25 protein-coding genes are annotated in these 24980 nt (G+C 48.4%); 1 reads left to right on the plus strand and 24 read right to left on the minus strand.

Annotated features, from left to right (window positions below; translation table 11 throughout):
- Positions 1–122 precede the first annotated feature (122 nt).
- The 7 genes from ABXS70_RS15225 to rplS all read right to left on the minus strand — a co-directional run bounded on the left by ABXS70_RS15225 (position 123) and on the right by rplS (position 6137).
- Positions 123–521 carry a YraN family protein gene (locus ABXS70_RS15225; protein WP_366288899.1) on the minus strand — a complete coding sequence of 133 codons (399 nt, stop codon included), beginning with the start codon at positions 519–521 and terminating at the stop codon, positions 123–125.
- A complete protein-coding gene (locus ABXS70_RS15230; protein ID WP_342555446.1) occupies positions 515–826 on the minus strand; it encodes an EscU/YscU/HrcU family type III secretion system export apparatus switch protein in 312 nt (103 codons plus the stop codon). Before ABXS70_RS15230 ends, ABXS70_RS15225 begins: the two co-directional genes overlap by 7 nt.
- Positions 823–2826, minus strand: a complete 2004-nt coding sequence (locus ABXS70_RS15235; RefSeq protein WP_366288902.1) for a DNA ligase — start codon at positions 2824–2826, stop codon at positions 823–825. The genes ABXS70_RS15230 and ABXS70_RS15235 overlap by 4 nt, the downstream gene beginning before the upstream one ends.
- Before the next feature lie 30 nt (positions 2827–2856).
- Positions 2857–3561 carry a ribonuclease HII gene (locus ABXS70_RS15240; protein WP_342555443.1) on the minus strand — a complete coding sequence of 235 codons (705 nt, stop codon included), beginning with the start codon at positions 3559–3561 and terminating at the stop codon, positions 2857–2859.
- A 415-nt stretch (positions 3562–3976) separates the two neighbouring features.
- On the minus strand, positions 3977–4840 hold the full coding sequence (ylqF, locus tag ABXS70_RS15245; RefSeq protein WP_110893198.1) for a ribosome biogenesis GTPase YlqF: 864 nt from the start codon (positions 4838–4840) through the stop codon (positions 3977–3979).
- A gap of 35 nt (positions 4841–4875) precedes the next feature.
- Entirely contained in the window at positions 4876–5496 is a 621-nt protein-coding gene (gene lepB, locus ABXS70_RS15250) for a signal peptidase I (protein WP_342555442.1), read from the minus strand.
- A gap of 299 nt (positions 5497–5795) precedes the next feature.
- Positions 5796–6137, minus strand: coding sequence for a 50S ribosomal protein L19 (gene rplS, locus ABXS70_RS15255; RefSeq protein WP_024630190.1), 342 nt, complete (start codon positions 6135–6137; stop codon positions 5796–5798).
- A 348-nt stretch (positions 6138–6485) separates the two neighbouring features.
- On the opposite strand from rplS, the gene ABXS70_RS15260 reads away from it, so the two are divergent.
- Positions 6486–7439, plus strand: coding sequence for a polysaccharide deacetylase family protein (locus ABXS70_RS15260; RefSeq protein ID WP_366288907.1), 954 nt, complete (start codon positions 6486–6488; stop codon positions 7437–7439).
- A 278-nt stretch (positions 7440–7717) separates the two neighbouring features.
- On the opposite strand, the gene trmD is transcribed toward ABXS70_RS15260, so the two are convergent.
- From trmD to fapR, 17 genes are all read right to left on the minus strand, one after another.
- Positions 7718–8479 carry a tRNA (guanosine(37)-N1)-methyltransferase TrmD gene (gene trmD / locus ABXS70_RS15265; RefSeq protein WP_342555440.1) on the minus strand — a complete coding sequence of 254 codons (762 nt, stop codon included), beginning with the start codon at positions 8477–8479 and terminating at the stop codon, positions 7718–7720.
- Position 8480: 1 nt separating this feature from the next.
- Positions 8481–8993, minus strand: coding sequence for a ribosome maturation factor RimM (gene rimM, locus ABXS70_RS15270; protein ID WP_342555439.1), 513 nt, complete (start codon positions 8991–8993; stop codon positions 8481–8483).
- A gap of 292 nt (positions 8994–9285) precedes the next feature.
- Positions 9286–9516, minus strand: coding sequence for a KH domain-containing protein (locus ABXS70_RS15275; protein WP_024630185.1), 231 nt, complete (start codon positions 9514–9516; stop codon positions 9286–9288).
- A gap of 23 nt (positions 9517–9539) precedes the next feature.
- The gene (rpsP, locus tag ABXS70_RS15280) at positions 9540–9812 is read right to left on the minus strand and encodes a 30S ribosomal protein S16 (protein WP_056700527.1); all 273 of its coding nucleotides are present in this window, start codon (positions 9810–9812) and stop codon (positions 9540–9542) included.
- Between the two features lie 54 nt (positions 9813–9866).
- Positions 9867–11243 carry a signal recognition particle protein gene (gene ffh / locus ABXS70_RS15285; RefSeq protein ID WP_342555438.1) on the minus strand — a complete coding sequence of 459 codons (1377 nt, stop codon included), beginning with the start codon at positions 11241–11243 and terminating at the stop codon, positions 9867–9869.
- Positions 11244–11310: 67 nt separating this feature from the next.
- Positions 11311–11661, minus strand: coding sequence for a putative DNA-binding protein (locus tag ABXS70_RS15290; RefSeq protein WP_342555437.1), 351 nt, complete (start codon positions 11659–11661; stop codon positions 11311–11313).
- 291 nt (positions 11662–11952) lie between these two features.
- Positions 11953–12600: a hemolysin III family protein gene (locus tag ABXS70_RS15295; protein WP_366288914.1), complete on the minus strand. Its 648-nt coding sequence runs from the start codon at positions 12598–12600 to the stop codon at positions 11953–11955.
- Between the two features lie 148 nt (positions 12601–12748).
- Positions 12749–13756, minus strand: coding sequence for a signal recognition particle-docking protein FtsY (gene ftsY / locus ABXS70_RS15300; protein ID WP_366288917.1), 1008 nt, complete (start codon positions 13754–13756; stop codon positions 12749–12751).
- Between the two features lie 89 nt (positions 13757–13845).
- Positions 13846–17415: a chromosome segregation protein SMC gene (smc, locus tag ABXS70_RS15305; RefSeq protein WP_366288920.1), complete on the minus strand. Its 3570-nt coding sequence runs from the start codon at positions 17413–17415 to the stop codon at positions 13846–13848.
- A gap of 189 nt (positions 17416–17604) precedes the next feature.
- Entirely contained in the window at positions 17605–18303 is a 699-nt protein-coding gene (gene rnc, locus ABXS70_RS15310; RefSeq protein WP_342555433.1) for a ribonuclease III, read from the minus strand.
- A 13-nt stretch (positions 18304–18316) separates the two neighbouring features.
- On the minus strand, positions 18317–19555 hold the full coding sequence (gene fabF / locus ABXS70_RS15315; RefSeq protein WP_342555432.1) for a beta-ketoacyl-ACP synthase II: 1239 nt from the start codon (positions 19553–19555) through the stop codon (positions 18317–18319).
- A 176-nt stretch (positions 19556–19731) separates the two neighbouring features.
- Positions 19732–19965 (minus strand): acyl carrier protein, encoded by a 234-nt coding sequence (acpP, locus tag ABXS70_RS15320; RefSeq protein WP_024630176.1) that lies wholly within the window; start codon positions 19963–19965, stop codon positions 19732–19734.
- 150 nt (positions 19966–20115) lie between these two features.
- On the minus strand, positions 20116–20865 hold the full coding sequence (fabG, locus tag ABXS70_RS15325) for a 3-oxoacyl-[acyl-carrier-protein] reductase (RefSeq protein WP_342555431.1): 750 nt from the start codon (positions 20863–20865) through the stop codon (positions 20116–20118).
- A 256-nt stretch (positions 20866–21121) separates the two neighbouring features.
- Positions 21122–22060: an ACP S-malonyltransferase gene (gene fabD / locus ABXS70_RS15330; RefSeq protein ID WP_342555430.1), complete on the minus strand. Its 939-nt coding sequence runs from the start codon at positions 22058–22060 to the stop codon at positions 21122–21124.
- Between the two features lie 25 nt (positions 22061–22085).
- Complete coding sequence (locus ABXS70_RS15335; RefSeq protein WP_342555429.1) at positions 22086–23075, minus strand: beta-ketoacyl-ACP synthase III; 990 nt, start codon at positions 23073–23075, stop codon at positions 22086–22088.
- 8 nt (positions 23076–23083) lie between these two features.
- Positions 23084–24079 carry a phosphate acyltransferase PlsX gene (gene plsX, locus ABXS70_RS15340; RefSeq protein WP_342555428.1) on the minus strand — a complete coding sequence of 332 codons (996 nt, stop codon included), beginning with the start codon at positions 24077–24079 and terminating at the stop codon, positions 23084–23086.
- Positions 24076–24624 carry a transcription factor FapR gene (gene fapR / locus ABXS70_RS15345; protein WP_240036837.1) on the minus strand — a complete coding sequence of 183 codons (549 nt, stop codon included), beginning with the start codon at positions 24622–24624 and terminating at the stop codon, positions 24076–24078. Before fapR ends, plsX begins: the two co-directional genes overlap by 4 nt.
- Positions 24625–24980: the final 356 nt, after the last annotated feature.

Raw genomic sequence — 24980 nt, forward strand, 5'->3', positions numbered from 1 at the left:
TTTTATTATACACTCTTCCAATACACGGATTCAAAGGAATGGAGCATCCAGGACTGCTTAAACAAAGAAGATGGACTTTAGACAAAGGGTATCTAAAGTCCATCTTCTTTCCAAATCATCAGCTAAAATGCATTTTCCACATGATGTACGGAACCAATATTCCCGGCATTGTCGATCATAACCCCAATGACATCAAATCGTATCTGACGATCATGCTCTCCGTTCAGCTGTATGTAAACCGCAGCCGTCGCGCGTACCTGCTGCATTTTACGCTGATTGACGGACTCTTGAGGCGTGCCAAATGCTGCTGCTGAACTTCGGCTCCGCACCTCAACAAAGATTAACAACTCTTCACGGGCTGCGATAATATCCACTTCCCCGCTGCGGCAGCGCCAGTTTCGCTGGAGGATGCGATACTCTTTTTCTTCTAACCAGCGGCAGGCCTCCGCTTCCCCAATCCGACCCTTCTGCTGGCGGCTCAACCTCCCGTTTGGCTTCTGGCCTGAACCTGAACTTACCATGATTCGCTCTCATCACGGCCTGAGGCAAGCCGATCAGCCCGATACACATAGGTGAGCACCTCGGCCACCAACTGATACAATTCCGCCGGAATCTGTTCATCCAGATCCAACTTGGAAAGCACTTCTACTAATGCAGCATCCTCCTGCACGGGTACTCCATTTTCTTTGGCTTTCTCCAGAATGGCTTCAGCTACTTTGCCGCGGCCTTTGGCAGCAACGATCGGCGCCTCGGTCTCTCCAGGAACATATTTTAGCGCAACTGCTTTTTTGGATAACAGATCCGGCTGTGGTGATCCCTCTTTCATACTTTGAAATCCACCCCTTTATACCGCTCAGGACTGTAATCCGCTGCGGTCATTTTGCGATCCGTTCCGGCCTCCTGACCTGCAGGCCAAGGCTCTGCCCTGAAAGTTAACAGCTGATACCCCAATTTATCCAGCGATTGGTGAATCATCTCACGTCCGCTCTCCAGCAAGGTTCCCATGCCCTCACGGTCATTCAACACGCGCAGACTAACAATGTTATTCACCACATGCACATCCACAAGGGTATGCCCCAAACTTTTCATGTCCAGATCAAACAGCAGGCGGCAGTTGGACGCATCCAACTCTCCGCGCTGGCCGCGTCGTGACTGAATCTGCACCGAAGCAGTCTGTTCTCCGTCTGGACCGGTGATGGGGATAAACCAGTGCATCTGTGCAAACGCAGCACTGCGATCCGTAGTAAGCAGCAGCTGCTGACCTGTCAGGTACTGCACCGCTTGAGCGGCGGCCTCTTTCAGCGCCGCCGGGGCACTGTCGCTGCTGGCAAGCTGCAGCAGCAGGCCCTTGAGCGTGTCCGCATTCGCCGGACTCGCTGCTTCCCCCACACGCGGCTGCATCGCCGCGCCGTGAACGGCCTGCTGCTCGTGCTCCGCACCGAGCAGCTTCAGCACGCGCCCCACCCACGGGTCTCCTCCGTGGGTGACAGGCGCGTGCGCCGCTGCTGCTCCCGCAGGTGCAGCAGCACTACCGCCAGCCGGCAGCATATCTGCGCCGGCTGGCAAGGGCTGCGGCGAGCCTGCGGCAGCCGCAGCCCTCTGGCCGCCCTCCTGCGCAGCAGGGGCGGCTTGGCGGGCCGCACCCGGCTGTGCCGGTGCGGCCGGTGACGCGCTGCGCAGCGCGTCCAGCAGCGCCAGCAGCTTCGGCGCCAGCTGCGCTGGCGTTGGCGCCGCTGGCGCGGCCTGGCCTGCTGCGGACTGCGTCCCGGCAGCAGCAGGCGTGTCTGCGCGGCCGTCTGCACGCACGGCCGCACCTTCAAGCTGGCCCGCACCAGCACGGCCAGCCGCAGCCTCTGCCGCCCCTGGTGCACCCGGGCGGCTCACAGCCTGGCCCGCATCAGCACCGCGCGGGCCTTCCGCAGGTATTCCGTTGCCTGCCGGAATACCTGCGCTGCTTCTGCCAGCAGCCTCTGCACTGCTGGCAGAGCCCTTCGCTCCGGCCTCAGTTCCGGTCTGTCCGCCACTTGTCTGGCCTGCATCTGAAGGAATACTGACCTTCACCTGCTGCCCCGTAACACCTGCTCCATCTGGTGAGCCAGCTGTCGTTAATGGCACAGCTGTTCCCGGTATGTTCTGCTGCAGTGCAGCAGGAGATGATACCAACGTTCCAGCTCCTGGCCTAATCGTATGTGCGGCCGCTGCTTCACCGTCCGAAGCCGGTTTGCCTGAGGTCTGTGACAGCATGGACTCGAGCTGATCCGCAAGACTGCTTAACAGCTGATGAAGAGGAGGTCCAAACACCGTCTGATGTAATCCTTTGACTGTTTCCGCCGTAACGGGCAGGCCGCGCTGAAAAGATATTCCTGCTGCCTGCACCCATTCCTCCACTGGGACCTGCGCAGGTTTGGCTGCCATCATATGCTGCACCATAGTTACGTTATCCTTGGTCAGCGGAAGGCCGCTGCGCTGCATTGCCAGAAGCAGATCCCGGTTGTCTTTTGTATCGGTCAGCCCTACCTCCTGCAGCAGCTGGTTCATCGAAGCCTGCGGCAGTTCTGCCAGAGAACCGGCCAAAGGTTTCATTACCGTCATTCCGTTCTCTCCTGGAGGCTGGACCTGCAGAAGAGTTGTCTCGCCGGGGCGGAGCGGAGTCTCCAGTTTGGCGCGCACCTGCACTCCTTGTATCTGCAGTACTGCCTCTCCGCCGTCGTCGGATACACTAACAACGGAGCCCCGGACAACCTGACCTTCCTTTAATTCAAGCTGCTTCGCATTTCCCGGTTTGCTGTCCCCCATAAGACCGCGAATCATGGAGCTGATGTTCAATCGTTTTCCCTCCTTCCCATATCCGGTCCACTAAAACAATGTTTGCTGTTCTCCAAGCAAATTACCGAGAAAACTTCGCCGGTGCATCGGTGTTGCTCCCAGCGCCATGATCTGCTCCCGGTGAAATTGAGTAGCATAGCCTTTATGTACCGACAAACCATATTCCGGGTATAACGCGTCCCACTCTTCCCTGCACAGCCGATCTCTCGTTACCTTGGCAACAATCGAAGCCGCAGCAATGGATTGACTGTTCGCATCCCCTTTAATGATAGACAGCTGCGGGATATTCACATCGACCTTCTCTGCATCCACCAGCATATAGTGAGGTGTTTCTTCAAGCGCCTCTACAGCACGTTTCATCGCCAATCTGGCGGCTTGTTTAATATTCAGACGATCAATCGTTTCCGCATCTGCATAACCTACACCTACGGCCAGTGCGTTCTCCATAATGATGTCATACAAAGCTTCCCGCTTTTTCTCGGACAGCTTTTTGGAATCATTTACTCCTTCCAAAATAAGTCCTTGGGGCAGAATTACAGCGGCCGCAACAACATCTCCAAACAAACACCCACGCCCTACTTCGTCAATCCCTGCAATATATTCAAACCCGCTCCCCCAGTACTCCCGCTCATATGCTAAAAGATCCCGAGGTTCAATCGTTTCTTTTTTTCTTTTTTTCGGCTTGCCTGCCTGATTTGATAATTCCAACTCTGGAATTGCATCGTTTGCTGTCATTCTATTCCTCTCCCTCACACGTGTGTGTTATGCACCTGTGTAATCCCATCTCGTCGTATATACATTAGACGTAAATACTGCATTTTTTGTTCTGCTTAACCATATTCCTATACACCGTTTCATGTTAAAACGTTGATTAAAAAAAGATCTTATGTCTTCATTTATCGGTCGAAATGCAGCTTAATTGAATACATCCAAACTTATGTTCTGCAAATTTACACCGTCATTTATCATATCATGATTTCAATACCCCTTATATACAGAACACATAATTCCACCAAGCGCCCTTTAATTCAATTATTTTCCAAACAAATTACCATTCCTATATTCCCTTCCGCCTGCAAAACACAAAAAAGACCGCTCCCGGTCACCCGGTAACGGCCGCTTCTTTCGGCTCTTGCCATACTTTTTGGGATTAATACGGAGCTTCCATTGAGAAACGTCCCATCTTGCCCGCACGTAATTCCCGCAGAAACGCTCGAGATGCCTTCTCCAGATCGATCCGTCCACCGCTGATTACACACCCGCGGATTCGGCCGACCTGCTCCATAATGGCGATAACGCTGTCTGAATCGTCTGCGTCCCTGGAAAATTCCTGAAGACCATATCTCTCTTCCAGCGCGTCCCAATAATAACGCATCAGATAACTGATTCCAAAAAATGCAATATCTTCTGCATTCAGAATTTCCTCTTTGATCGCACCCGTTACAGCCAGGCGGTAACCTACGTTTTGATCTTCAAATTTCGGCCACAGAATACCTGGAGTGTCCAGCAGTTCCATTTCCTTGCCTACTTTGATCCACTGTTGACCCTTGGTTACACCTGGACGATCACCCGTCGCTGCGATGCTGCGTCCAGCCAGACGGTTGATCAACGTGGATTTACCTACGTTAGGAATACCGACGATCAATCCTCGGACAGCCCGGGGATTAATCCCTTTTGCCAGCTGCCGATCAATCTTCTCCTTCAGCAGCAGTCTGGCCTGAGCAGGAATATCTTTTACATTCGTACCTGTCGAAGCATCCACAGGAAAAGCGGTGATGCCTTCTTTTTTAAAATATTCGATCCACTCTTGCGTCACTTTGGCATCCGCCAAATCCGATTTATTCAGCAAAATCATACGGGGTTTATCCATCAAAATCTCGTCGATCATCGGATTACGGCTGGAGACAGGCAGACGGGCATCCAATAGTTCGATGACCACGTCAATGAGCTTCAACTTGTCCTGAATCTGGCGTCTGGCTCGGGTCATATGACCTGGAAACCATTGTATCGTCACCTTGTCTTCACCTCATTTAATACTTTCTTTGAATCTTAGTGGTTGATCCACTTAATTTCTCCAATTGGCCAGAAAATAACATCTGCACGGCCAATAATATCTTTCAGCGAGACATAACCGATCATCCGGCTGTCCGTACTGTTCGGCCGATTATCCCCCATGACAAACACGTGCCCCGGCGGCACCTTACCATCAGGGAATTGTTCATTCGGGAAATCCTTCACGTTATACGTTCCGCCATTGGCCTCTGCAGCATCTATAGCGCCCTGAATATACGTTTCATTCACCTTTTGTCCGTTCACCGTTACCGTGTCACCTTGAACCTGCACCGTATCTCCGGCTACAGCAATCACACGTTTAATGAAATCCCGTCCTTCGGAAGGTACATGGAAGACAATCACTTCGCCGCGCTTCGGCTCACGAATATCGTACAGAATTTCATTGACAATAACACGTTCTCCTGTCGAGAAATTCGGCTGCATGGACGGCCCGTCCACAACAAATGGTTTAAAGAGCAGCCAGCGAATCAGAATGACCAGCACGAGTGCAATGACAATGGCTTTCAGCCACTCTACAATTTCATTCTTCGCTTTTTTGGATCGGTTATTTTTTTCTTCGGCAGGTATGCCCTGGTCCTGTTGAACTTCTTGTTCCATTCAAGATCTTCCTCTCTTCACAGTACATGTTTACAGCAGTATACATTCAGCTTTTGCATCTTCCCTGCACAAGGCCGAGAAAGCAAAATACCTAACTCAGTTATGTAATTCTTGCAGCCAAGCATTACAGTACATTTAACCACAAATCAAATGCCTTTAATAACTGATGTCACAATCCTCCCGGACTTTACGCCGCATATCCGCCATACCATTTTACTCGGAAGTGTACCTCCGGTTCAACTTTTCCCGGACAAAAACGAAAAGGGCTTGTCTCCAAGCCCTTCCCGGTATCCGTTATATTAACGAATTTCTTTAATTCTCGCTGCTTTACCGCGTAGTTCACGAAGATAATAAAGCTTCGCACGACGCACTTTACCACGGCGAGCCACTTCGATTCTATCGATTTTAGGGGAATGAAGCGGGAAAGCTCTTTCCACACCTACACCGTAAGAAATTTTACGAACTGTAAAAGTCTCACTAATTCCACCACCACGGCGTTTAATCACAACACCTTCGAACAATTGGATACGCTCACGAGTTCCCTCGATTACCTTAACGTGCACTTTCAAAGTGTCACCAGGACGAAAACTCGGAATATCTTTGCGAAGTTGTTCTTGTGTAATCGCTTGAACGATATTCATCTATGACTCCCTCCTTCCGTACAGGCGTTCATACTTCTTCCAGAGATCACCTTGTCTCTTTCATTATCCATAGAGGACCGCCGTATTCCACACAACAGACTTATTGTATCATGCGGTATATCAAAACACAAGCATAATAAACAAATTCCGAACTTCAGCATAATTAAAATGTAAAATATTTCTTTTTAGTCCAATTTAAAAAATCAACCTCTTCTGTGGATAAAATACTGTAACTTTCCATAACCGAAGATCGTCTATCATGTAGTTATATGCCCATTTTCTTAGGCAGTTCATATTAAGAACATCAATTAAGAATTAAGTGAATGTTAAAGGAGAACCAGGAGAAACATGAAGTATTCAAAAAAAATCATACTAGCTGCACTTGCACTGCTCACATGCACCATTACATTATACGCTTACGCTGTAAATCACCCCACCAATGCTTTATCCCACAAGGCTTGTACGTCCTGGAATATCGTACAGCGAAAAATGTTTACATTATCGCATCCTGACTTCTCCATGTATTCCAAGGTGGATCGCTCAAAGATTGTAATTAAAGAAGGCACAGCCGCCGAAGTTCCTGTTCTTATGTATCATTATGTTACGCCTAAGCAGGACAATCGCGAGCCTAACAATAAATCTATTATTGACTTAGAAGTTTTTGAGCAGAACATGAAATATCTATACGAAAACGGGTACCAGACTGTTACTCTCGCCCAGCTTGAACAATATGTTAACGGCGAAATTTCGCTGCCTGAGAAATCTATTGTAATTACCTTTGATGATGGATACCAGAACAATTATACCCTGGCTTATCCTGTACTTAAGAAATATCATTTCCATGCTTCCCTTTTTGTAATCGGAAGTCGCATTCAGCCTGCTCCAGTCGTCTTTGATCCCGCCAAAAAAAGCGATATCTCCAAGCCCGAGATGCAGGCCGGAAGCGACGTATTTGAATATAACAGCCACACCTTCAACCTGCATCACAAAGGTTATACGGTATGCGGAGACGATCTGCCCGTTACGCTGGATACCAATCTGCTGGATCACGATATTGAACAGATCAAACAGATCGGTATTGATACACCATATATCGCCTATCCTTATGGTTATTTCAGCGTTCAGATGATCTATAAACTGCAGCAGCATGGGTATCGAATGGGTTTCACGGTTATGCCCGGATTTGTTCGTCCAGGTGATTCACCCATGGTTCTGCCCCGCTTGACTGTTACGAATGATACCGACCTGCCAACGCTGCTGCGAACGGGAACCAACACACACAGCAGCAGTGAAGGTTTGTAGAAGAACTGTTTCTAATAAAGGATAAGACCTCTGATCATTCAGAAAGCCGATGGGTACAGCCTGAGCTGTCCTCTCGGCTTTTTTACATTTAGGTGATAACCTCATTTGGTATGACGAAAAAAACCAGCCTCAGGCGGCTGGCTTAATGATGAATCATATCACGGCAGTTCATTATTTATTAAAAAAAAGCGCTGCTGCGGTTGAATGAAACTTACTGCAGCTCTATTTGCTATTTACTGCGGTCTGGATCAATGCTGTATATCGCAGAGAGAACATCCCTATTTCTTTTCCTGCTCAGCACGGTACTGCTCCAGCCACTTGCGTTCTTTCTCTGTCAGGTCAGCCGTCTCCAGCAGTTCCGGCCTGCGCTCTAGTGTACGAATCAATGACTGTTCTCTGCGCCAAGCTTCAATATTCAAATGATGCCCGGATAAAAGCATATCCGGTACCTTCATGCCTCTAAATTCAGGCGGACGGGTATAATGGGGATATTCAAGCAGGCCTGTACTGAATGAATCCGTCACTGCACTTGTCTCATTGCCAAGCACGCCAGGAATCAGCCGCACAATACTATCGATAGCCACCATGGCAGGCAGTTCGCCGCCGGTCAGAACATAGTCCCCAATGGACAGTTCATCCGTTACCAGAAACTCACGGATTCGTTCATCATACCCCTCATAATGACCACAGATAAAGATCAGATGGTCTTCTTGAACCAGCTCTTCAGCTTTCTTCTGTGTAAAGGTCTCGCCTTGCGGGCACATCAGAATAATCCGTGGAGCTTTCATCGCTGCTGCAGCTTCACCACGCTGCTCCAATACATCTTCTACCGCAGCAAAGATGGGATCAGGCTTGAGAACCATGCCCCCACCGCCACCATATGGAGCATCATCGACAGTGTTATGTTTATTGGTCGCGTAATTACGGAAATTGACTGCCCTGAGCGACACAATCCCTTTGGCCTGTGCTTTGCCTAGAATGCTCGTTCCAAACACACCGTCGAACATTTCCGGAAATAATGTTAATACATCAACCTTCATGTTACAGCAGTCCTTCCATCAGGTGAATCTTGACCTGCTTCTGCTGCACATCAACATCCAGGACGACATCATCAATGACAGGGATCAGCACTTCTTTTCCTGCTGATGTTTTGACTACCCACACGTCATTAGCTCCTGGTGTCAAGATTTCCGAGATCGTTCCCAGTTGTTCTCCGTCTTCTGTGATGACTGTACATCCTACGATCTGGTGGAAGTAATACTCGCCTTCCTCTAGTTCAGCCAGGTTTTCCTTCGATACTTTAGCCATACCGCCCTTAAACTTTTCCACTTCATTAATGTTACCGTATTCTTTCAGACGAACAATATACATATTTTTATGCAAACGCGCAGATTCCACCGTAACAAGAACGGGATGGTTATCCGGTGTAAACAAAAACAGCTCGGCATCCTTAGCAAAACGCACTTCCGGGAAATCCGTCAAAGGCATGATCTTCAACTCGCCACGAATACCGTGAGTATTCACAACTTTACCTACATTCATAAACTCTGCCATACAATCCTCCTACGAAATTCAATCAAAATGATAACCGATTACACGCACACTCCGCAGTCAGAAACATCTTCCGATCGCTGTTATCCCCGGATTTCTTGAATATATTATCAAAAGGTTGATATCCGGTGCTAAAGGCGAGCACTTCGTTTCTTCAGATTTTTTCTGTCCGCTCCGTTAAAGTGTAATCTCAAAAATAATTTTAATCCTAAATTGCCATTAAACAATTAAATGATAAGTTCAGCATGCACGAAAAGGGGCTAGGACATGCATCCTAACCCCCTTTCGTATATCTTCAAGATATGATATCAACGGTAACCCGTTTATCCATCTTAACTGCTGCTGATGTGACGACCGTACGAAGAGATTTTGCGATTCGTCCCTGTTTTCCGATCACCTTTCCGACATCGTCGGGATGCACCGTTAACTCATAAACGACAAGCCGGTCTTTCTCAACCGTCCGAACCGCCACATCTTCCGGATGATCGACCAAAGCCTTAGCAATTATGCTTACTAATTCTTCCATAGATGACCCTCCGAATCAGCACCTTATTTAGATAATTTAGACTCGTGGAATTTCTTCATCACGCCCGCTTTGCTCAGCAAGTTGCGGACAGTGTCGGATGCTTGCGCACCGTTTTGAAGCCATTGCAATGCTTTATCTTCATCGATCTTAACAACAGCCGGTTGTTCAACCGGGTTGTAGTAACCGATCTCCTCGATAAAACGACCGTCACGTGGGGAACGGGAATCCGATACCACTACGCGGTAGAAAGGAGCTTTGTGAGCACCCATACGTTTCAGACGAATACGAACTGCCATTTGAAAATTCACCTCCTTCAATGAAATCTGATTCTGATACAGCTTCATATCCAATCAACGGAAAGGAAACTTCATTCCTTTGCCGAGACCTTTCAGCTGCTTCATCGCTTTGTTCTTGCCGCCTTTAGGACCCATCATATCCGAGAACTGCTTCATCATACGGCGCATTTCGTCAAACTGCTTGATCAGACGATTCACCTCTGCGAGAGACGTTCCGCTTCCGGTCGCAATACGTTTCCGGCGGCTGTGATTAATCATATCCGGGTTACGTTTCTCTTCGGTTGTCATTGAATAGACAATCGCTTCGATCCGGCCCATCTGTTTGTCATCTACTTTCAGGTCTTTCGCTTGTTTCATCTTGCCCATACCCGGAATCATATCCATGATCTGGTCAATCGGTCCAAGCTTCTTCACCTGATCCATCTGCTCCAGGAAATCTTCAAACGTGAATTCTGCATTGCGCATCTTCCGTTCCATTTCCTTCGCCTTCTCGGTATCGATATTCGATTGTGCCTTCTCAATCAAAGACAGCATATCACCCATGCCGAGAATCCGTGAAGCCATACGTTCCGGATGGAACGGCTCAAGAGCATCCAGCTTCTCTCCAAGAGAAGCAAACTTGATCGGACAGCCTGTGACTGCTTTAACAGACAGTGCTGCACCACCACGTGTATCGCCGTCGAGTTTGGTCAATACAACTCCGGTAAGGTCAAGCTGCTGATTAAAGTGTTCCGCCACGTTAACCGCATCTTGTCCTGTCATACTGTCGACAACGAGCAGTACTTCATCGGGATTCACTGCGCTGTGTATCTGGCGAAGCTCTTCCATCAATTCTTCGTCGACATGCAGACGTCCAGCAGTATCAACGATCACATAATCATTTCCGTTGTCTTTCGCATGCTGCAGACCTTGGCGAGCAATCTCCACCGGGCTTGTCTGATCACCAAGTGTAAATACAGGCGCTTTAATCTGCTCACCCAGTACCTGCAGCTGCTTGATCGCAGCTGGACGATAAATGTCACCGGCAATCAGCAAAGGTCTGCTGTTTTGCTTTTGCAGCATTTTCGCCAGTTTACCGGAAGTCGTCGTTTTACCTGCGCCCTGCAGACCAACCATCATAATCACCGTAGGTGGTTTGTTAGCCTTGGCCAGTTTGGCCTGACTTCCGCCCATCAGATCCGTTAACTCTTTGTTAACAATGTCGATGATGACCATTCCGGGTGTAAAGCTGTCCATTACTTCTTTGCCGACTGCCTTCTCTTTCACTTTGGCGATGAATTCCTTGACCACTTTGAAGTTTACATCCGCTTCAAGCAATGCCAGACGTACTTCGCGCATCGCTTCGGCTACGTCTTCATCAGACACCTTGCCTTTGCCGCGCAGCTTGCTGAACACATTCTGCAATCGGGTCGTTAATCCTTCAAATGCCATGATCCCACCTCCTTTTAAACTTGATTACGCCTTTCAGACCGATTCGTCCCACTTCACTGAACAATAATTATTCAGCGAGCTGTGCAACGAGATCGTGTATTGGTTTGTTGTTATCCACAGTAACGCCAGCGCGTTCCAGTGCTTGTTGTAGATGTTCAAGACAGCGGCTGCGTCTCTCATACTTCTCCAGCAAGCCGAGCTTGCTTTCGTAGTTTTCAAGCACTTGCTCAGCACGCTTGATATGTTCGTATACCGCCTGGCGGCTGATCTCAAACTCGGCTGCAATTTCACCAAGTGAGAAATCATCATGAAAGTAATATTTCAGAAATGTCTGCTGTTTCTCTGTCAGCAGTGATTCATAAAAGGCAAACAGCAAGTTAATCCGGTTTGTCTTCTCAAGCCGGTTTTCTTGACTCATATCGGGGCACTCCCTTCGTCAAGGAAAAACACTTTACACTCTTGCAACGTTCCTAATAATACCTAAAACAAATCAGGTTGTCAAGCAAAAATACTTGTCACAATAAAAAGAGATGCACAGCCCGATCATTAGAGTTTGAAATCGCCATATTTAAGGCTGCGTGCGTCCTTACCTCCATGCTGTTCCCTGCGCTATTCTTCAAGTCTAACATCAACGTTTTGTGACCATAGTCCACTCAAAAACAAAAAAAAACGAAACGTCTCCGGTGAAGAGCCGCTTCGTTTAGCGCTTCTAACGAAGCGGAGTCAGATAAACTATGACGGCAAAGAAATGCAAAATGCTTCCTGCCAGTACGAACAGATGCCAAATCGCATGGTGAAAAGGAAAACCTCTCCATACATAGAACAATGTACCCAGCGTATACATCAGGCCTCCCGCAACCAGCAGTACAATTCCACCTGTCGGAATAGCCGCCACAAGAGGCTGCCAGGCCGTAACGATCAGCCAGCCCATCGCAATGTAGAAGATCGTAGACATAAACAGAAACTTTTTCGTGAAAAAGGCTTTGAAGATCACTCCGGCCAGGGCAATGCCCCAGATAATTCCGAACAGCGTCCAGCCCAGCGTCCCTCGCACAGCGACAAATAAAAATGGCGTATATGTGCCTGCGATAAACAGATATATGGAAGAATGATCAAAAAACTCAAACAAATCTTTCGCTTTTCCCTCTTTGAGGGCATGCACCAGTGTTGAATTGGTATACAGCATCAGCATCGTTATTCCATAGATCGTAAAACTAACCACATGCCAGGCCGTTCCTTTCATACTGGAAAATACAATGAGCAGCACCAGCGCAGCTGCACTAAGCACAGCGCCAATTCCATGTGTTACTGCGTTTGCGACCTCTTCACGGCGGGAGTAGGTATAGGTATTGGCCATATCAACCGTCCTTTCTAACCCAATATCATTTGGGTCCATTTACTCTCCATTATACACGTATTGCCGATGACATTACACGTGAGCTCTCACATGATGCAGCGGCAATACAACGAATCATTCTATTTTGGTTCACACATTGGTGACGAGGTTATTTATTCTCGGTTTCGGTGTCCTCTGTCTGCTGTTCCTGGATTAGTCCGGCGAACAGGGCATGTACAAACTGCTCGGAATCAAACTCCTGCAGATCATCGATTTTCTCCCCAAGCCCAACAAGCTTCACGGGCAAGTCCAGCTCCTGACGAATCGCAACCACGATTCCGCCCTTGGCTGTTCCATCCAGCTTGGTTAGCACAAGTCCTGTCACACCGCTCCTCTCGCCGAACAGTTTCGCCTGATTCAAAGCATTCTGTCCTGTCGTTGCATCCAGCACCATGAGTACTTCATGCGGTGCACTCGGAATCTCACGCTGAATGACGCGGTAGATTTTATTCAATTCATCCATCAGGTTGGTTTTGTTCTGCAGGCGGCCTGCCGTGTCGCACAGCAGCACGTCGGCTCCGCGCTGTTTGGCAGCCTGAACCGCATCATACATAACCGCGGCCGGATCAGAACCCGACTGCTGCTTGATTACATCTACACCTGCACGCTGTCCCCATACTTCAAGCTGCTCAATGGCTCCAGCACGGAATGTATCCCCTGCAGCCATAATCACCTTTTTCCCCTGCTGCTTGAAGCGATGTGCAAGCTTGCCAATCGTTGTTGTTTTGCCGACTCCGTTTACACCAACAAACAAAATAACCGTGATGCCATCCGGATTCATTTTGAGTTCATTATTTTGCTCACCGCGAAGCAGATCTGTCAGTTTCTCTGACAGCACAGGCTCGAGCTTAGCCGCATCTTCAATTTTGCGTTTTTTCACTTCTGCACGCAGGTCTTCAATCAGGTTCATAACCGTGTTGACGCCTACGTCTGCTCCAATCAGAATTTCCTCAAGTTCTTCGTAAAATTCCTCATCTATTTTTTTGCGGCGGATGACCAGATCGGTTACTTTCTCTACGAGCCCTTTACGGGTTTTCTCCAATCCATCCTTGAACTGTTTGGTTACCGACTCCGTTTTACTTGCAATGCTGTCTCTAAGCTTTTTAAAGAAACTCATAAAGCCCCTCCATCGTGTACATAATCAATCGTGAGTGATTGTTGTAAAAATGATATGAGTGTTGTTCTGCTGCTCAGCAGTTGATTCGATCAGGCAATTTCGGCTTCCTCGTCCTCCAGTTTTACCGAAACAAGTTTGGATACGCCGCCCTCTTCCATCGTAACCCCGTACAGAACATCTGCTTCTTCCATGGTGCCCTTGCGGTGGGTAACTACAATAAATTGTGTTTGTTCAGAGAACTCGCGCAGGTACTGAGCAAAACGAACAACGTTGGCCTCATCCAGTGCAGCCTCGACTTCGTCCAGCACACAGAAAGGTACAGGTTTCACATGCAGAATTGCAAAGAGCAGAGCCATAGCCGTCAAGGCTCGCTCTCCACCGGACAACAGCTGCAGATTTTGCAGTTTTTTGCCTGGAGGCTGAGCTACAATATCAATACCTGTTTCAAGGAGCCGCTCAGGGTCCATCAGAACCAGGTCAGCACGTCCTCCGCCAAACAGTTTCGTAAATACGGTGCCGAATTCACGGCGGATCGCATCAAACGTAAATTTGAAGCGCTTTGCCATTTCATCTTCCATTTCCCGAATGACCTGATACAGTGTCGTTTTGGCTTCCACTAGATCATTTTTCTGTTCATTCAGGAATTCATACCGCTCATTCACGCGCTGGAACTCTTCGATTGCACCCAGATTCACATCGCCAAGCGCCGATATCGCACGTTTCAACTTCTGCACTTCTGCCTGAGTACTCTCCACATCCTCCGGCACCGGATAACGCTCTTTGGCAAGCTCATAACCTAACTCATATTCATCCATTAGCTTCCGCAGTATGTTTTCCAGCTCAACATCCAGCCGGTTCACGGAAATTTCGGTTTGACGCATCTGCTCTTCTACCGCTTTGAGCTGTGTGCGCTGCTCCTTCGTTTCACTCTCGGCCAGCTCCAGCTTCTTCGACAGTTCACTGCGGGCTGCACGTTTAAAGTCCAGTTCCTGAGATGCCTTAGTCTTTCTGAGCCTGTACTCGTTCAGATCTTCGATCTGCTTTACACTTTCAGTCTGTGTTTTCTTGAAATCAGCTTCCATGGAAGCAAGCAGCGTGCGATTCTGGCGAAGATCTTTAACAAGTGAATCCACCTCGCGTTCCAACCTGCGCAGCTGCTCCTCATTAGAGAAACGTTCCTGATCCAACTTGCCTTCCCGCACTTTAAGTTCAGTCAGCTGGCTCTGGAGTTCTTCTTTTGCAGACTCATTGGCCTTCCGGGCAAATTCGGCCGCATGAATCGCACGGTGTGTCGCTTTCTCTTCTTCTTCAAGCTGCTCCAGCTTTTTCTCCGCTTCCATCCGGGACTTGTCCAGTTCCTTGATCTCTTCGGTAAATCCGCTTTTCTCCTGGCCTGCTGCAGCAACCTGCTCCGACACATGACGCAGTTCATGTTCAATCTGCTTCATCTCCATGGAGGCCTGCTGTTCTGCATTCCGAGTATCATCGCCAGACTGGCGAAGCTGATCCAGGTTGTCCTGACACTGCTCTAACTGAGCCTTCACATCGTCCACACCGCGGTGCAGTTTCACAATCTGCTGCTCGGTATCCAGAATATCCTGATCCAGCTGATCCAGCTGACGCTTGCGGCTGAGCAGACTGCCATTTTTTTTGTGCTGACTGCCTCCTGTCATGGAACCGCCAGCATTGACGACATCCCCTTCAAGAGTTACTACACGGAAACGATACTGACAGCGTGCCGCGATTTTATTCGCGTATTCGAGGGATTCGGCAATAATGACATTGCCAAGCAGGCTGCCGATGATCGAGGCATATCTTGAATCATACTGCACAAGTTCTGCACCAATACCGACAAATCCGTCCATACCCTCAACCATCGAACGTTCACCCGCACCGATTGAACGAGGACGAATAACGTCCAGCGGAAGAAATGTTGCACGTCCTAATTGACGCTGCTTCAAGAAAGCAATTGCCTGCCTTGATACTGCCTCATTCTCCATAACGATATGCTGCAGCGCGGCACCCATTGCCGTCTCTACAGCAAGCTCAATCTTCTCGGGTACTTTGACGAGTTCTGCCACAGCGCCATGTACCCCGTTCAGGGTACCTTTACGCGACGCTTTGAGTACTTCTTTTACCCCCAGCATAAAGCCGTCAAAATCATCCTGCATCTCTTTCATCGTATCTCTACGAGAAACCTGCGCTTCACGCTTTTGTTCCCATTTTCGAACTGTGCTGCGGCTTTCCTCCAAGAGCTTTTGCAAAGACTGCAGACGTTCACTTTCCGAAATATATCCGCCGCGAAGTTCACTGATTTCCTTACCTAACTGAACGACTTTTTTCTGAATTTCAGCTTTTCGGCTTTCCAGCATTTGTTTCTGTTCTTCCCATTTGCCGGATTCCTCGGATGCGCGGTTCATTCTGCGCTCAAGGGTTTCCTTTTGCTGATCCACGTAACGAATTTCATTACGTGCCTGGGCCATCTGATTCATCAGCTCCAGCAGATTTCCTTTCAGACTTTCCTCCTGCTGCTGACTTATACCACCGGTAACACCAACAAGCTTGGCTTCTTCTTCGGACAAACGATTCTTGACGTCAGCCAGTTCCAGCTCAATTTTGCCAAACTTCTCCCGCAGGGCAAGCAGCTCGGATTCACGTTCGCGATGTCTCTCTTCACTTACTGCGAGCGTTTCCTTCAGCTGCTCCTGATTCGTCTGCAAATGACGCGCGCGTTCCCTCAGCAATTCCCCGAGCCCTTCACTTTTCTCCGTTGCCTCACTGAATTGCAGTAAAGCAGATTGCAGTTCCTCTATTTCAGTTTCCAGCTGCCGCAGTGCGTTTCGATCGTTCTCGAGCTTTGCGTCATGGGTCGATACAACTGCAGCCAGACCCACCTCTTCCTGTTTGAGCGATTCCAGACGTTCACTTGCTTTACTCCAAGAGGCATGAATCTGTTCAATCTGATACACATACATCGAAATTTCTTGCGATTTAAGCTCAGAACGAAGCTGTTTATAATGCATGGCTTTCTCCGATTGTTCTTTCAGCGGAGCAATCTGGTCCTCGAGCTCGGTCACCAGATCGTGGATGCGCAGCAGATTCTGCTCCGTCTCATCCAGTTTGCGTCCTGCATCCCTTTTACGAGATTTATATTTAACGATCCCCGAGGCCTCTTCAAAAATCCCACGACGATCCTCGGAGCGAGTACTCAGAATCTCTTCAATTCGTCCTTGTCCAATGATCGAGTATGCCTCTTTACCGATACCGGTATCCATAAATAATTCCGTAATATCTTTCAGACGGCAGGATTGTTTATTGATAAAATACTCGCTATCCCCGCTGCGATGGACACGACGAGTTACCGTCACTTCTCCAAAATCCAGCGCTAATGCATGGTCTTCATTGTCCAGCGTAAGTGACACCTCACCGTAATTGACCGCTTTACGAGCATCACTGCCTGCAAAAATGACATCTTCCATCTTACCACCGCGAAGTGACTTGGCACTCTGCTCTCCCAGTACCCAGCGAATACCATCGGATATATTACTTTTACCACTTCCGTTCGGGCCCACCACAGCTGTAATGCCGCGAACGAACTCCATTTCCGTTTTGTCGGCGAATGACTTGAATCCACCCAATTCAATTCGTTTTAGAAACATAGGGCTTCTCGTCACCTCCTCTTGCAAATTTCAAAATAATGCATGCTGCACCTAGTTAAAAATCCAGGATTCCCCCCGAGTCTCTTTACAAAAAAAAGAGCAAAAAGCAGTCCGGCCGATTACTTCCGCCGGGGCGGGCCCGCGGGCTGCTCTTTGCTCTTCGTTTGTCTAAGCGCTGCCTTGGTACGATCAGGCTTCCGGAAGCTTCAAACGTTCAAGCGCCGCAGATGCCGCTTGTTGTTCCGCCTCTTTTTTGGAACGTCCTGTACCACGGCCAAGCCGTTCTTGACCCATATGGACCTCTGAGACAAACTCACGTTCATGGGCTGGTCCCCGCTCTTCTACGATTCGGTATTCCAGAGCCCCCATATTGTGATGCTGTGTGAGTTCCTGCAGCTCTGTTTTGTAATCACTCATTTGCAGCTTGCTGCCAACAACAATTAACGGAAACACATGCTGTTTCAGAAATGCCCGCACAGGCTCAAGACCCTGATCAAGATATAAAGCACCAATGAATGACTCGAACACATCCGCCAGAAGAGCTGGACGTGTACGTCCTCCAGTTAATTCCTCACCTTTTCCAAGAAGTACATACTGTCCAAAATTAAGTGCTTCAGCAAATTTGACGAGGGAAGGTTCACAAACAATGGATGCCCGCATCTTTGTCAGCTCGCCCTCCGGACGGTTAGGATACAAATGATACAAGTACTCCGATACAGTCAGCTCCAGCACAGCGTCGCCCAGAAACTCCAAACGTTCGTTATCCTGATGCTGACTGAACCGGTGTTCGTTTACATAAGAAGCATGGGTAAACGCTTGTTTTAGAAGCTGCCTGTTGTCAAATTTGATTTGAAGTTTTTGTTGTAATTGCTTCAGATCTTCACTCAAACGAACTAGCCCCTTATGCTTCAAATTTTTTGAGAATAATGGTGGCGTTGTGACCCCCGAATCCAAACGAATTGGACATGGCTATATTGACTTTGGTTTGACGTGGAACGTTAGGCACGTAGTCCAGATCACATTCCGGGTCCTGATCTTCCAGGTTGATTGTCGGAGCTAGTGTCTGATTTGTCAGAGACAAACTGCAGATCACAGCCTCCACCCCACCTGCAGCACCAAGCATATGGCCTGTCATGGATTTCGTTGAGCTGACGGCAAGCTTGTACGCATGATCGCCAAACGCCTTTTTGATGGCCAGCGTTTCGGAACGGTCACCTACCGGTGTCGAAGTCCCGTGCGCATTGATGTAATCCACTTCTTCAGGCTGGATGCCAGCATTACGAAGTGCCATTGTCATGCACCGTGCTGCTCCATCTGGATCTGGTTCTGTCATATGGTGAGCATCACCTGTCAGACCATAACCGATGACTTCACCGTAGATTCGTGCGCCGCGAGCCTGAGCATGCTCCAGAGATTCCAGAATCAGAATTCCGGCACCTTCACCCATAACAAATCCGTCACGACCTGTATCAAAAGGACGGCTTGCTTTCGTAGGGTCATCATTGCGTGTAGACATCGCGCGCATCGCACAGAAACCTGCAAGCCCTGTTGGTCTGATGGTTGCTTCAGCACCACCGCAGATCATCGCATCTGCATCACCATTTGCAATGAGTTTAAACGAATCCCCAATGGAGTGTGTTCCTGTTGCACAAGCGGTAACGACGTTAATGTTCGGACCTTTGGCACCAAGTGAAATCGACATCTGTCCAGATGCCATATTGGAAATCATCATCGGAATGAAGAATGGGCTGACCCGTTTAGGACCTTTTTGCAGCAGTGCATTGTGCTGATCCTCCCAAGTTCCCAATCCGCCAATACCAGAACCAATCGATACGCCAAAACGCTCTGCATCAATATTCTCGTTAATTTTCAGACCACTATCTTCAACGGCTTTGAAACCGGCTGCCACAGCAAACTGTACAAAACGGTCCATCTTCCGTGCATCTTTTCGATCCATGTACTCTTCCGGGTTGAAATCTTTGATCTCGGCTGCAATCTGTGTCGTGTATTCACTAACATCAAATGCCTCAATCTGAGAAATTCCGGACTTTCCTGCCATTAAACTGCCCCAGAATGTCTCTAAATCTTTTCCGAGCGATGTCATTACGCCCATTCCGGTAATTACGACTCTTTGTTTCAACCGACTCACCTCTATATCGACTGCATTACGCAATTATTTTGTGGGAATATCCGCAAACCCGGATGCATGACGCAGTTCCAAAGATCAGCGCAGCACCCCTGTCTGCGGGATGTGAAAAACCAATGAATGATGAGAAGTCCCGCCTGTTCGAAAACAGGAGCGGGACTGAATTGACTTTAGGTATGAGATTGTATGTAGTTTACAACTTCACCTACGGTCGTAATTTTTTCTGCATCTTCATCAGAGATTTCCAAATCGAATTCATCTTCCAATTCCATGACCAATTCCACTACATCCAAAGAATCAGCACCCAAATCTTCTTTGAAAGATGCTTCAAGTGTAACTTCAGCTTCGTCTGCGCCCAAGCGGTCGACGACGATGCGTTTTACACGCTCCAATACATCGGACATCCGGTTCACCTCCTCCTAGGTATTATACGAGAATCGCAGGCAAAATGCCATAGAAGACATATGCGGCTCCCGGCCGGGGAATCCGGCCTTTTTCCGGCATTTCGGATCGTCCAGCGCCTGTTCCCCGACTTTGACTCAAGTCCAGGAAATTTACATATACATGCCGCCATCGACATGCAGTGTTTGACCTGTCATATAAGATGAAGCTTCTGATGCAAGGAATGTGACCACACCAGCAATTTCATCAGGCTGTCCCAGACGGGATAACGGAATGCCGCTAAGCATACCATCAACCAGTTCTTGTGACAATTCCTTGGTCATATCGGTTTCGATAAAACCTGGCGCAACACAGTTCACGGTGATCCCGCGAGAAGCAAGCTCACGCGCAGAAGACTTTGTTAAACCAATCACACCAGCCTTAGCTGCAACGTAGTTCGCTTGTCCAGGATTACCCAGTACTCCTACAACAGAAGAGATGTTGATAATTCTTCCTGAACGCTGCTTCATCATCGGACGGGTTACTGCTTTTAGACAGTTAAATACCCCCTTGAGATTGGTTTCGATCACCTGATCGAACTCTTCTTCTTTCATACGCATGATCAGATTGTCCCGGGTAATTCCTGCATTGTTCACCAGAATATCAACGTTCCCCCACGCTTCAAGCGTCGTTTTCACCATCTGCTCCGCTTCATCCATCCGGCCTACATTGGCCTGAATGGTTATGGCCTGGACACCCTTTGCACGAATCTCTTCCGCTACTGCTTCTGCCGAAGCCTGGCTCCCCGCATAGTTTACGGCCACGTTTGCTCCCGCCTCAGCCAGTGCAAGCGCAATGCTGCGGCCAATTCCACGGGATGCTCCGGTTACCAATGCATTTTTACCTTCCAACGGTTTAGACATAACCATTCCTCCTCTCCCTGAATCTACACAAGTTGAACTTAAGTTATTTAAACAAGCATTTAGGTGACAGAATAACCTTTCAATCGCTGTTATTCCCGGATTTTTCGATTTCCTCTTATAAGGAAAAATCCGGTGATAAAGGGCGAAGGTTATGCTTCGGATGCAGCTTTCTCTTTCAGAAAGCTTTTAACTTCGCTTTTCCGGTTTTTTCTGTCCTCTCCGTTAAATTGTAAATAAATCGTTCTACTTATGTGATTTAATGCTTTTTCAGATCAGCAGCAGCTGCTTCTAATGTTTCGAGACTGTTTACATTGTATAATTTTACGGTTTTATCTGTTTTTTTAATCAAACCGGTTAATACACTGCCTGGACCAATCTCGATAAATATATCCACACCCTGCTCAATCAGCCATGTCACACTGTCTTCCCATAAAACCGGAGAATAGACCTGGGTTGTAAGTAAATTCTGAAATTCCCCATCTTCAGCAGCTCTTGCAGTCACGTTAGCTGCTACAGGAATCTTTGCAGGTGAGAACGTAACCGTGCTCAGCTTATCGTCAAGTTTCGCCGCAGCACCTTTCATCAAAGAGGAGTGGAACGGTCCACTTACCTCAAGTGCTATAGCGCGTTTGCCGCCCGCTTCCTTCACACGTTCCGAAACGGCAGCCACGCCTTCCTTTACACCTGAAATAACGATTTGTCCCGGACAATTCATGTTAGCCAGTTCAACCACATGACCGCTCTCAGACACTTCACGGCAAAGCACCCCCAGCGCTTCCCGATCCGCACCCAGCACAGCAGCCATCGCTCCCTCACCGCCTGGAACAGCTTCTTCCATATATTGGCCACGTGCCCGAACAATTTGCACAGCATCATGAAAGGAGAGAACTCCAGCAGCCACCAGTGCGCTGTACTCACCCAGACTGTGCCCTGCAGTGTAGTCTGCCTCGATCCCTTTTTCCTTGAATGCCTCCAGCAGTGCGATACTTGCTGTAAGCAGAGCCGGCTGCGTATTGGATGTCTGTTTCAACTCGGTCTCTGGTCCTTCAAAGATCAGGCTGCTCAGCGAGAAACCCAAAGCTTTATCTGCTGTGCGAAAAATTTCCGCGGCTGCAGGCACGGACTCATATGCATCCTTGGCCATGCCTACCTTCTGTGATCCCTGTCCAGGGAATACAAAAGCGATTTTACTCATTTCATTCATCCTCCAGCTGTCTAGATTACCATACGAGTACGGATGCGCCCCATGTCAAACCGCCACCAAAACCAACCATCAGTACTGTGTCTCCAGCTTTCATACGACCTTCTTCTGCAGCTTCGACCAGTGCAAGTGGAATGGATGCTGCCGACGTATTCGCATATTTGTCTACATTGACAACAACTTTCTCTTCAGGCAGCTCCAGCCGCTGCATTGCCGATTGAATAATTCGTACATTCGCCTGATGCGGAACGAACAAATCTACATCGGTACGATCCAAGCCAGCTTTGCGAAGCACTTCAATCGTTGCTGTACCCATGACACGAACGGCAAACTTAAATACTTCACGACCGTTCATATAGATATAATGCTTTTTATTCTCAATCGTCTCCGCACTTGCCGGCAGGCGCGAACCGCCACCTTCGATATGCAGAAGACTGCCTCCCGCACCTTCTGCACCAAGATCAAATGCTTTGAAACCGCGACCTTCCGGCACTTCACCAACAACGACAGCACCCGCTCCGTCACCAAAGAGGACACAGGTATTGCGGTCTGTATAATCTGTAATGCGTGACAAGCAATCTGCACCAATAACAAGCGCATTATTGTACATGCCGCTTTGAATGAAACTGGTTGCCGTTGCAAGACCGTATACAAACCCGGAACAAGCTGCGGACAAATCAAATGCGGCAGCACCCTTGGCTCCCAGCTTATCCTGCAAAATGCAGGCCGTTGAAGGGAAAGAGGAGTCCGGTGTAATCGTTGCAACAATGATCAGATCCAGATCGCTGCCTGTCATGCCAGCAGATTCAAGTGCTTTCAACGCTGCCTCATAAGCCAAATCAGAAGTGGCTTGATCCGGTGCAGCAATGTGCCGCTCCCTAATTCCTGTACGGCTGACAATCCACTCGTCATTCGTATCAACCATTTTTTCCAGATCACTGTTTGTCAAAATTTTCTCTGGCACATATTTGCCTGTACCTATAATCCCTACCGGGCGTAAATTATTCATATCGTCACTCACTTCCCGCGAATTTCCTTAGATATGCTGTCCACCAGCTGGTTTTGTACTGCAATCCGTGCCTGACGCACCGCGTTTTTGATCGCATTGCCATCCGCCGAACCATGACTTTTAACGACCAAACCACTCAAACCTAACAGAGGGGCTCCACCGTGCTCTGTATAATCAAGCTTGCTCTTTAACCCTCGTAATTCCGGCATCAGCACAGCCGCGGCCAGTTTATTTTTGAAGGATGAAGTAAATTTCTCTTTGAGCAGACCAAAAATAGCGCCTGCCGCGCCTTCCAGTGATTTAAGCAAAATGTTGCCGGCAAATCCGTCACATACCAGCACATCACAGGCGCCAGTAAGCACATCACGCGCCTCCACATTCCCGACAAAACGAATCGGAAGCTGTTCCAGAAGTGGATAGGCATGTTTGGTCAGCTCATTCCCTTTGCCTGCCTCTGTACCCACGTTGAGCAATCCCACTCTTGGAGAAGCAATGCCCTGCACTTTTTGTCGATACAAACTGCCCATCAGCGCGTATTGTGCCAAATGTTCAGGTTTAGCATCCATGTTGGCACCCAGGTCAAGAGCAAGCACGCCCACATCATCCATTGTGGGAATCATCGGCGCAAGCGCAGGACGTTCAATCCCTTCCATCCGGCCTACAACAAGCAATCCAGCCGTCATTAACGCTCCCGTATTCCCTGCCGAAATCATGGCATCGGCTTCTTGCTCTTTGACCATACGTCCAGCTACAACCATGGAGGAATCTTTTTTGCGACGCACCGCTTTTACCGGCTCATCATCCGAACCAATCACTTCGGAAGCGTGCCGAATGCTCAAGTTGGCCGGTTTTGCTCCAGACTGACTTAAAAGAGGTTCAAGCTTGGCTTCGTCGCCAACCAGGACGATTTGTGTGTCCGCCCATTCCGCAGCAGCGGCAGCGGCCCCTTCTACGGTTGACGCAGGGGCATGATCGCCTCCCATGGCATCAATGACGATTCTCATTCCAAATGCCCTCCTTCTTTGCTGTCTTCTCCACCTGAATGATAGATTACAAAATTGCCTTGGAACACCATTTCTTCACCAACATAAGTGAAAACTTCAACTTTTGCTTTGCCCTTCTGGCCCGGAATTGATTTCACATAAGCTTTCGCAATGCATTTCTCCCCGAGACGCACGGAACGGACAAAACGTATATCCGCAGAAGCCGTTAGTGCAATCTCATCATTAATGACAGCGACTGCCAGCGAATTGGCTTGTGCGAAGACGTAGTGTCCACGAGCAATACCTGTTCTTGAAAAAACATGTTCTTCTTTGATCTCAAATAAGGATATCCCGCTCTTGTCCAGCTGTAAATCTACGATATCACCGATAATTTCATGCAGGGGAAGTGAGCGCACCTGATCATACGAGCGCTCTGCCATCAATTTCATCCGTTCCCGAAGCTCTGGTATTCCAAGTTCCAGCCTGTCAAGACGGATTGTCTGAATACTTACCTTTAATTGACGTGTAAGCTCCTGATCGGTCACAAACGGATTCTCATCTATCATTTTGGTTAACTGCTGCTGCCTCTGTCTTTTCGGTAAACGCTCGATGCCTGACACCCCCCGCTGTTCATTCCAGGACTGCCCCTACAGTCAGTTCAGTCCTGCAAGTCTTACTTCTCTATATAGCGCAATCCCCGTTCACCCAAGGGCGTTTCTCATAAAAGTGTATGTTCATCTGTATGTAACGTCAAATCTTAGAACCTGGTACTAAACTATAGTATATCTCATCCCGTGTCAAAAAGAAAGGCTGGACTAACAAAAACACCTCACTTCAGCAAAGTGCCGATTAGCGATCCTATTCCTCTTAACAGCTCCAGCATTCGCATGTTATCGACTTGGGTTCACACAAAAAAGCAGCA

Origin of the sequence: Paenibacillus sp. AN1007 (assembly GCF_040702995.1) — a bacterium.
In the GTDB taxonomy this organism is placed as follows: domain Bacteria; phylum Bacillota; class Bacilli; order Paenibacillales; family Paenibacillaceae; genus Paenibacillus.

What these genes read in the sequence shown, in the direction of transcription:
- ABXS70_RS15225 (WP_366288899.1), bottom strand. Translation starts at nt 521, where the DNA reads ATGGTAAGTTCAGGTTCAGGCCAGAAGCCAAACGGGAGGTTGAGCCGC.
- ABXS70_RS15230 (WP_342555446.1), bottom strand. Translation starts at nt 826, where the DNA reads ATGAAAGAGGGATCACCACAGCCGGATCTGTTATCCAAAAAAGCAGTT.
- ABXS70_RS15240 (WP_342555443.1), bottom strand. Translation starts at nt 3,561, where the DNA reads ATGACAGCAAACGATGCAATTCCAGAGTTGGAATTATCAAATCAGGCA.
- lepB (WP_342555442.1), bottom strand. Translation starts at nt 5,496, where the DNA reads ATGGAACAAGAAGTTCAACAGGACCAGGGCATACCTGCCGAAGAAAAA.
- rplS (WP_024630190.1), bottom strand. Translation starts at nt 6,137, where the DNA reads ATGAATATCGTTCAAGCGATTACACAAGAACAACTTCGCAAAGATATT.
- ABXS70_RS15260 (WP_366288907.1), top strand. Translation starts at nt 6,486, where the DNA reads ATGAAGTATTCAAAAAAAATCATACTAGCTGCACTTGCACTGCTCACA.
- trmD (WP_342555440.1), bottom strand. Translation starts at nt 8,479, where the DNA reads ATGAAGGTTGATGTATTAACATTATTTCCGGAAATGTTCGACGGTGTG.
- rimM (WP_342555439.1), bottom strand. Translation starts at nt 8,993, where the DNA reads ATGGCAGAGTTTATGAATGTAGGTAAAGTTGTGAATACTCACGGTATT.
- ABXS70_RS15275 (WP_024630185.1), bottom strand. Translation starts at nt 9,516, where the DNA reads ATGGAAGAATTAGTAAGCATAATTGCTAAGGCTTTGGTCGATCATCCG.
- rpsP (WP_056700527.1), bottom strand. Translation starts at nt 9,812, where the DNA reads ATGGCAGTTCGTATTCGTCTGAAACGTATGGGTGCTCACAAAGCTCCT.
- ffh (WP_342555438.1), bottom strand. Translation starts at nt 11,243, where the DNA reads ATGGCATTTGAAGGATTAACGACCCGATTGCAGAATGTGTTCAGCAAG.
- ABXS70_RS15290 (WP_342555437.1), bottom strand. Translation starts at nt 11,661, where the DNA reads ATGAGTCAAGAAAACCGGCTTGAGAAGACAAACCGGATTAACTTGCTG.
- ABXS70_RS15295 (WP_366288914.1), bottom strand. Translation starts at nt 12,600, where the DNA reads ATGGCCAATACCTATACCTACTCCCGCCGTGAAGAGGTCGCAAACGCA.
- ftsY (WP_366288917.1), bottom strand. Translation starts at nt 13,756, where the DNA reads ATGAGTTTCTTTAAAAAGCTTAGAGACAGCATTGCAAGTAAAACGGAG.
- smc (WP_366288920.1), bottom strand. Translation starts at nt 17,415, where the DNA reads ATGTTTCTAAAACGAATTGAATTGGGTGGATTCAAGTCATTCGCCGAC.
- acpP (WP_024630176.1), bottom strand. Translation starts at nt 19,965, where the DNA reads ATGTCCGATGTATTGGAGCGTGTAAAACGCATCGTCGTCGACCGCTTG.
- fabG (WP_342555431.1), bottom strand. Translation starts at nt 20,865, where the DNA reads ATGTCTAAACCGTTGGAAGGTAAAAATGCATTGGTAACCGGAGCATCC.
- fabD (WP_342555430.1), bottom strand. Translation starts at nt 22,060, where the DNA reads ATGAGTAAAATCGCTTTTGTATTCCCTGGACAGGGATCACAGAAGGTA.
- ABXS70_RS15335 (WP_342555429.1), bottom strand. Translation starts at nt 23,075, where the DNA reads ATGAATAATTTACGCCCGGTAGGGATTATAGGTACAGGCAAATATGTG.
- plsX (WP_342555428.1), bottom strand. Translation starts at nt 24,079, where the DNA reads ATGAGAATCGTCATTGATGCCATGGGAGGCGATCATGCCCCTGCGTCA.
- fapR (WP_240036837.1), bottom strand. Translation starts at nt 24,624, where the DNA reads ATGATAGATGAGAATCCGTTTGTGACCGATCAGGAGCTTACACGTCAA.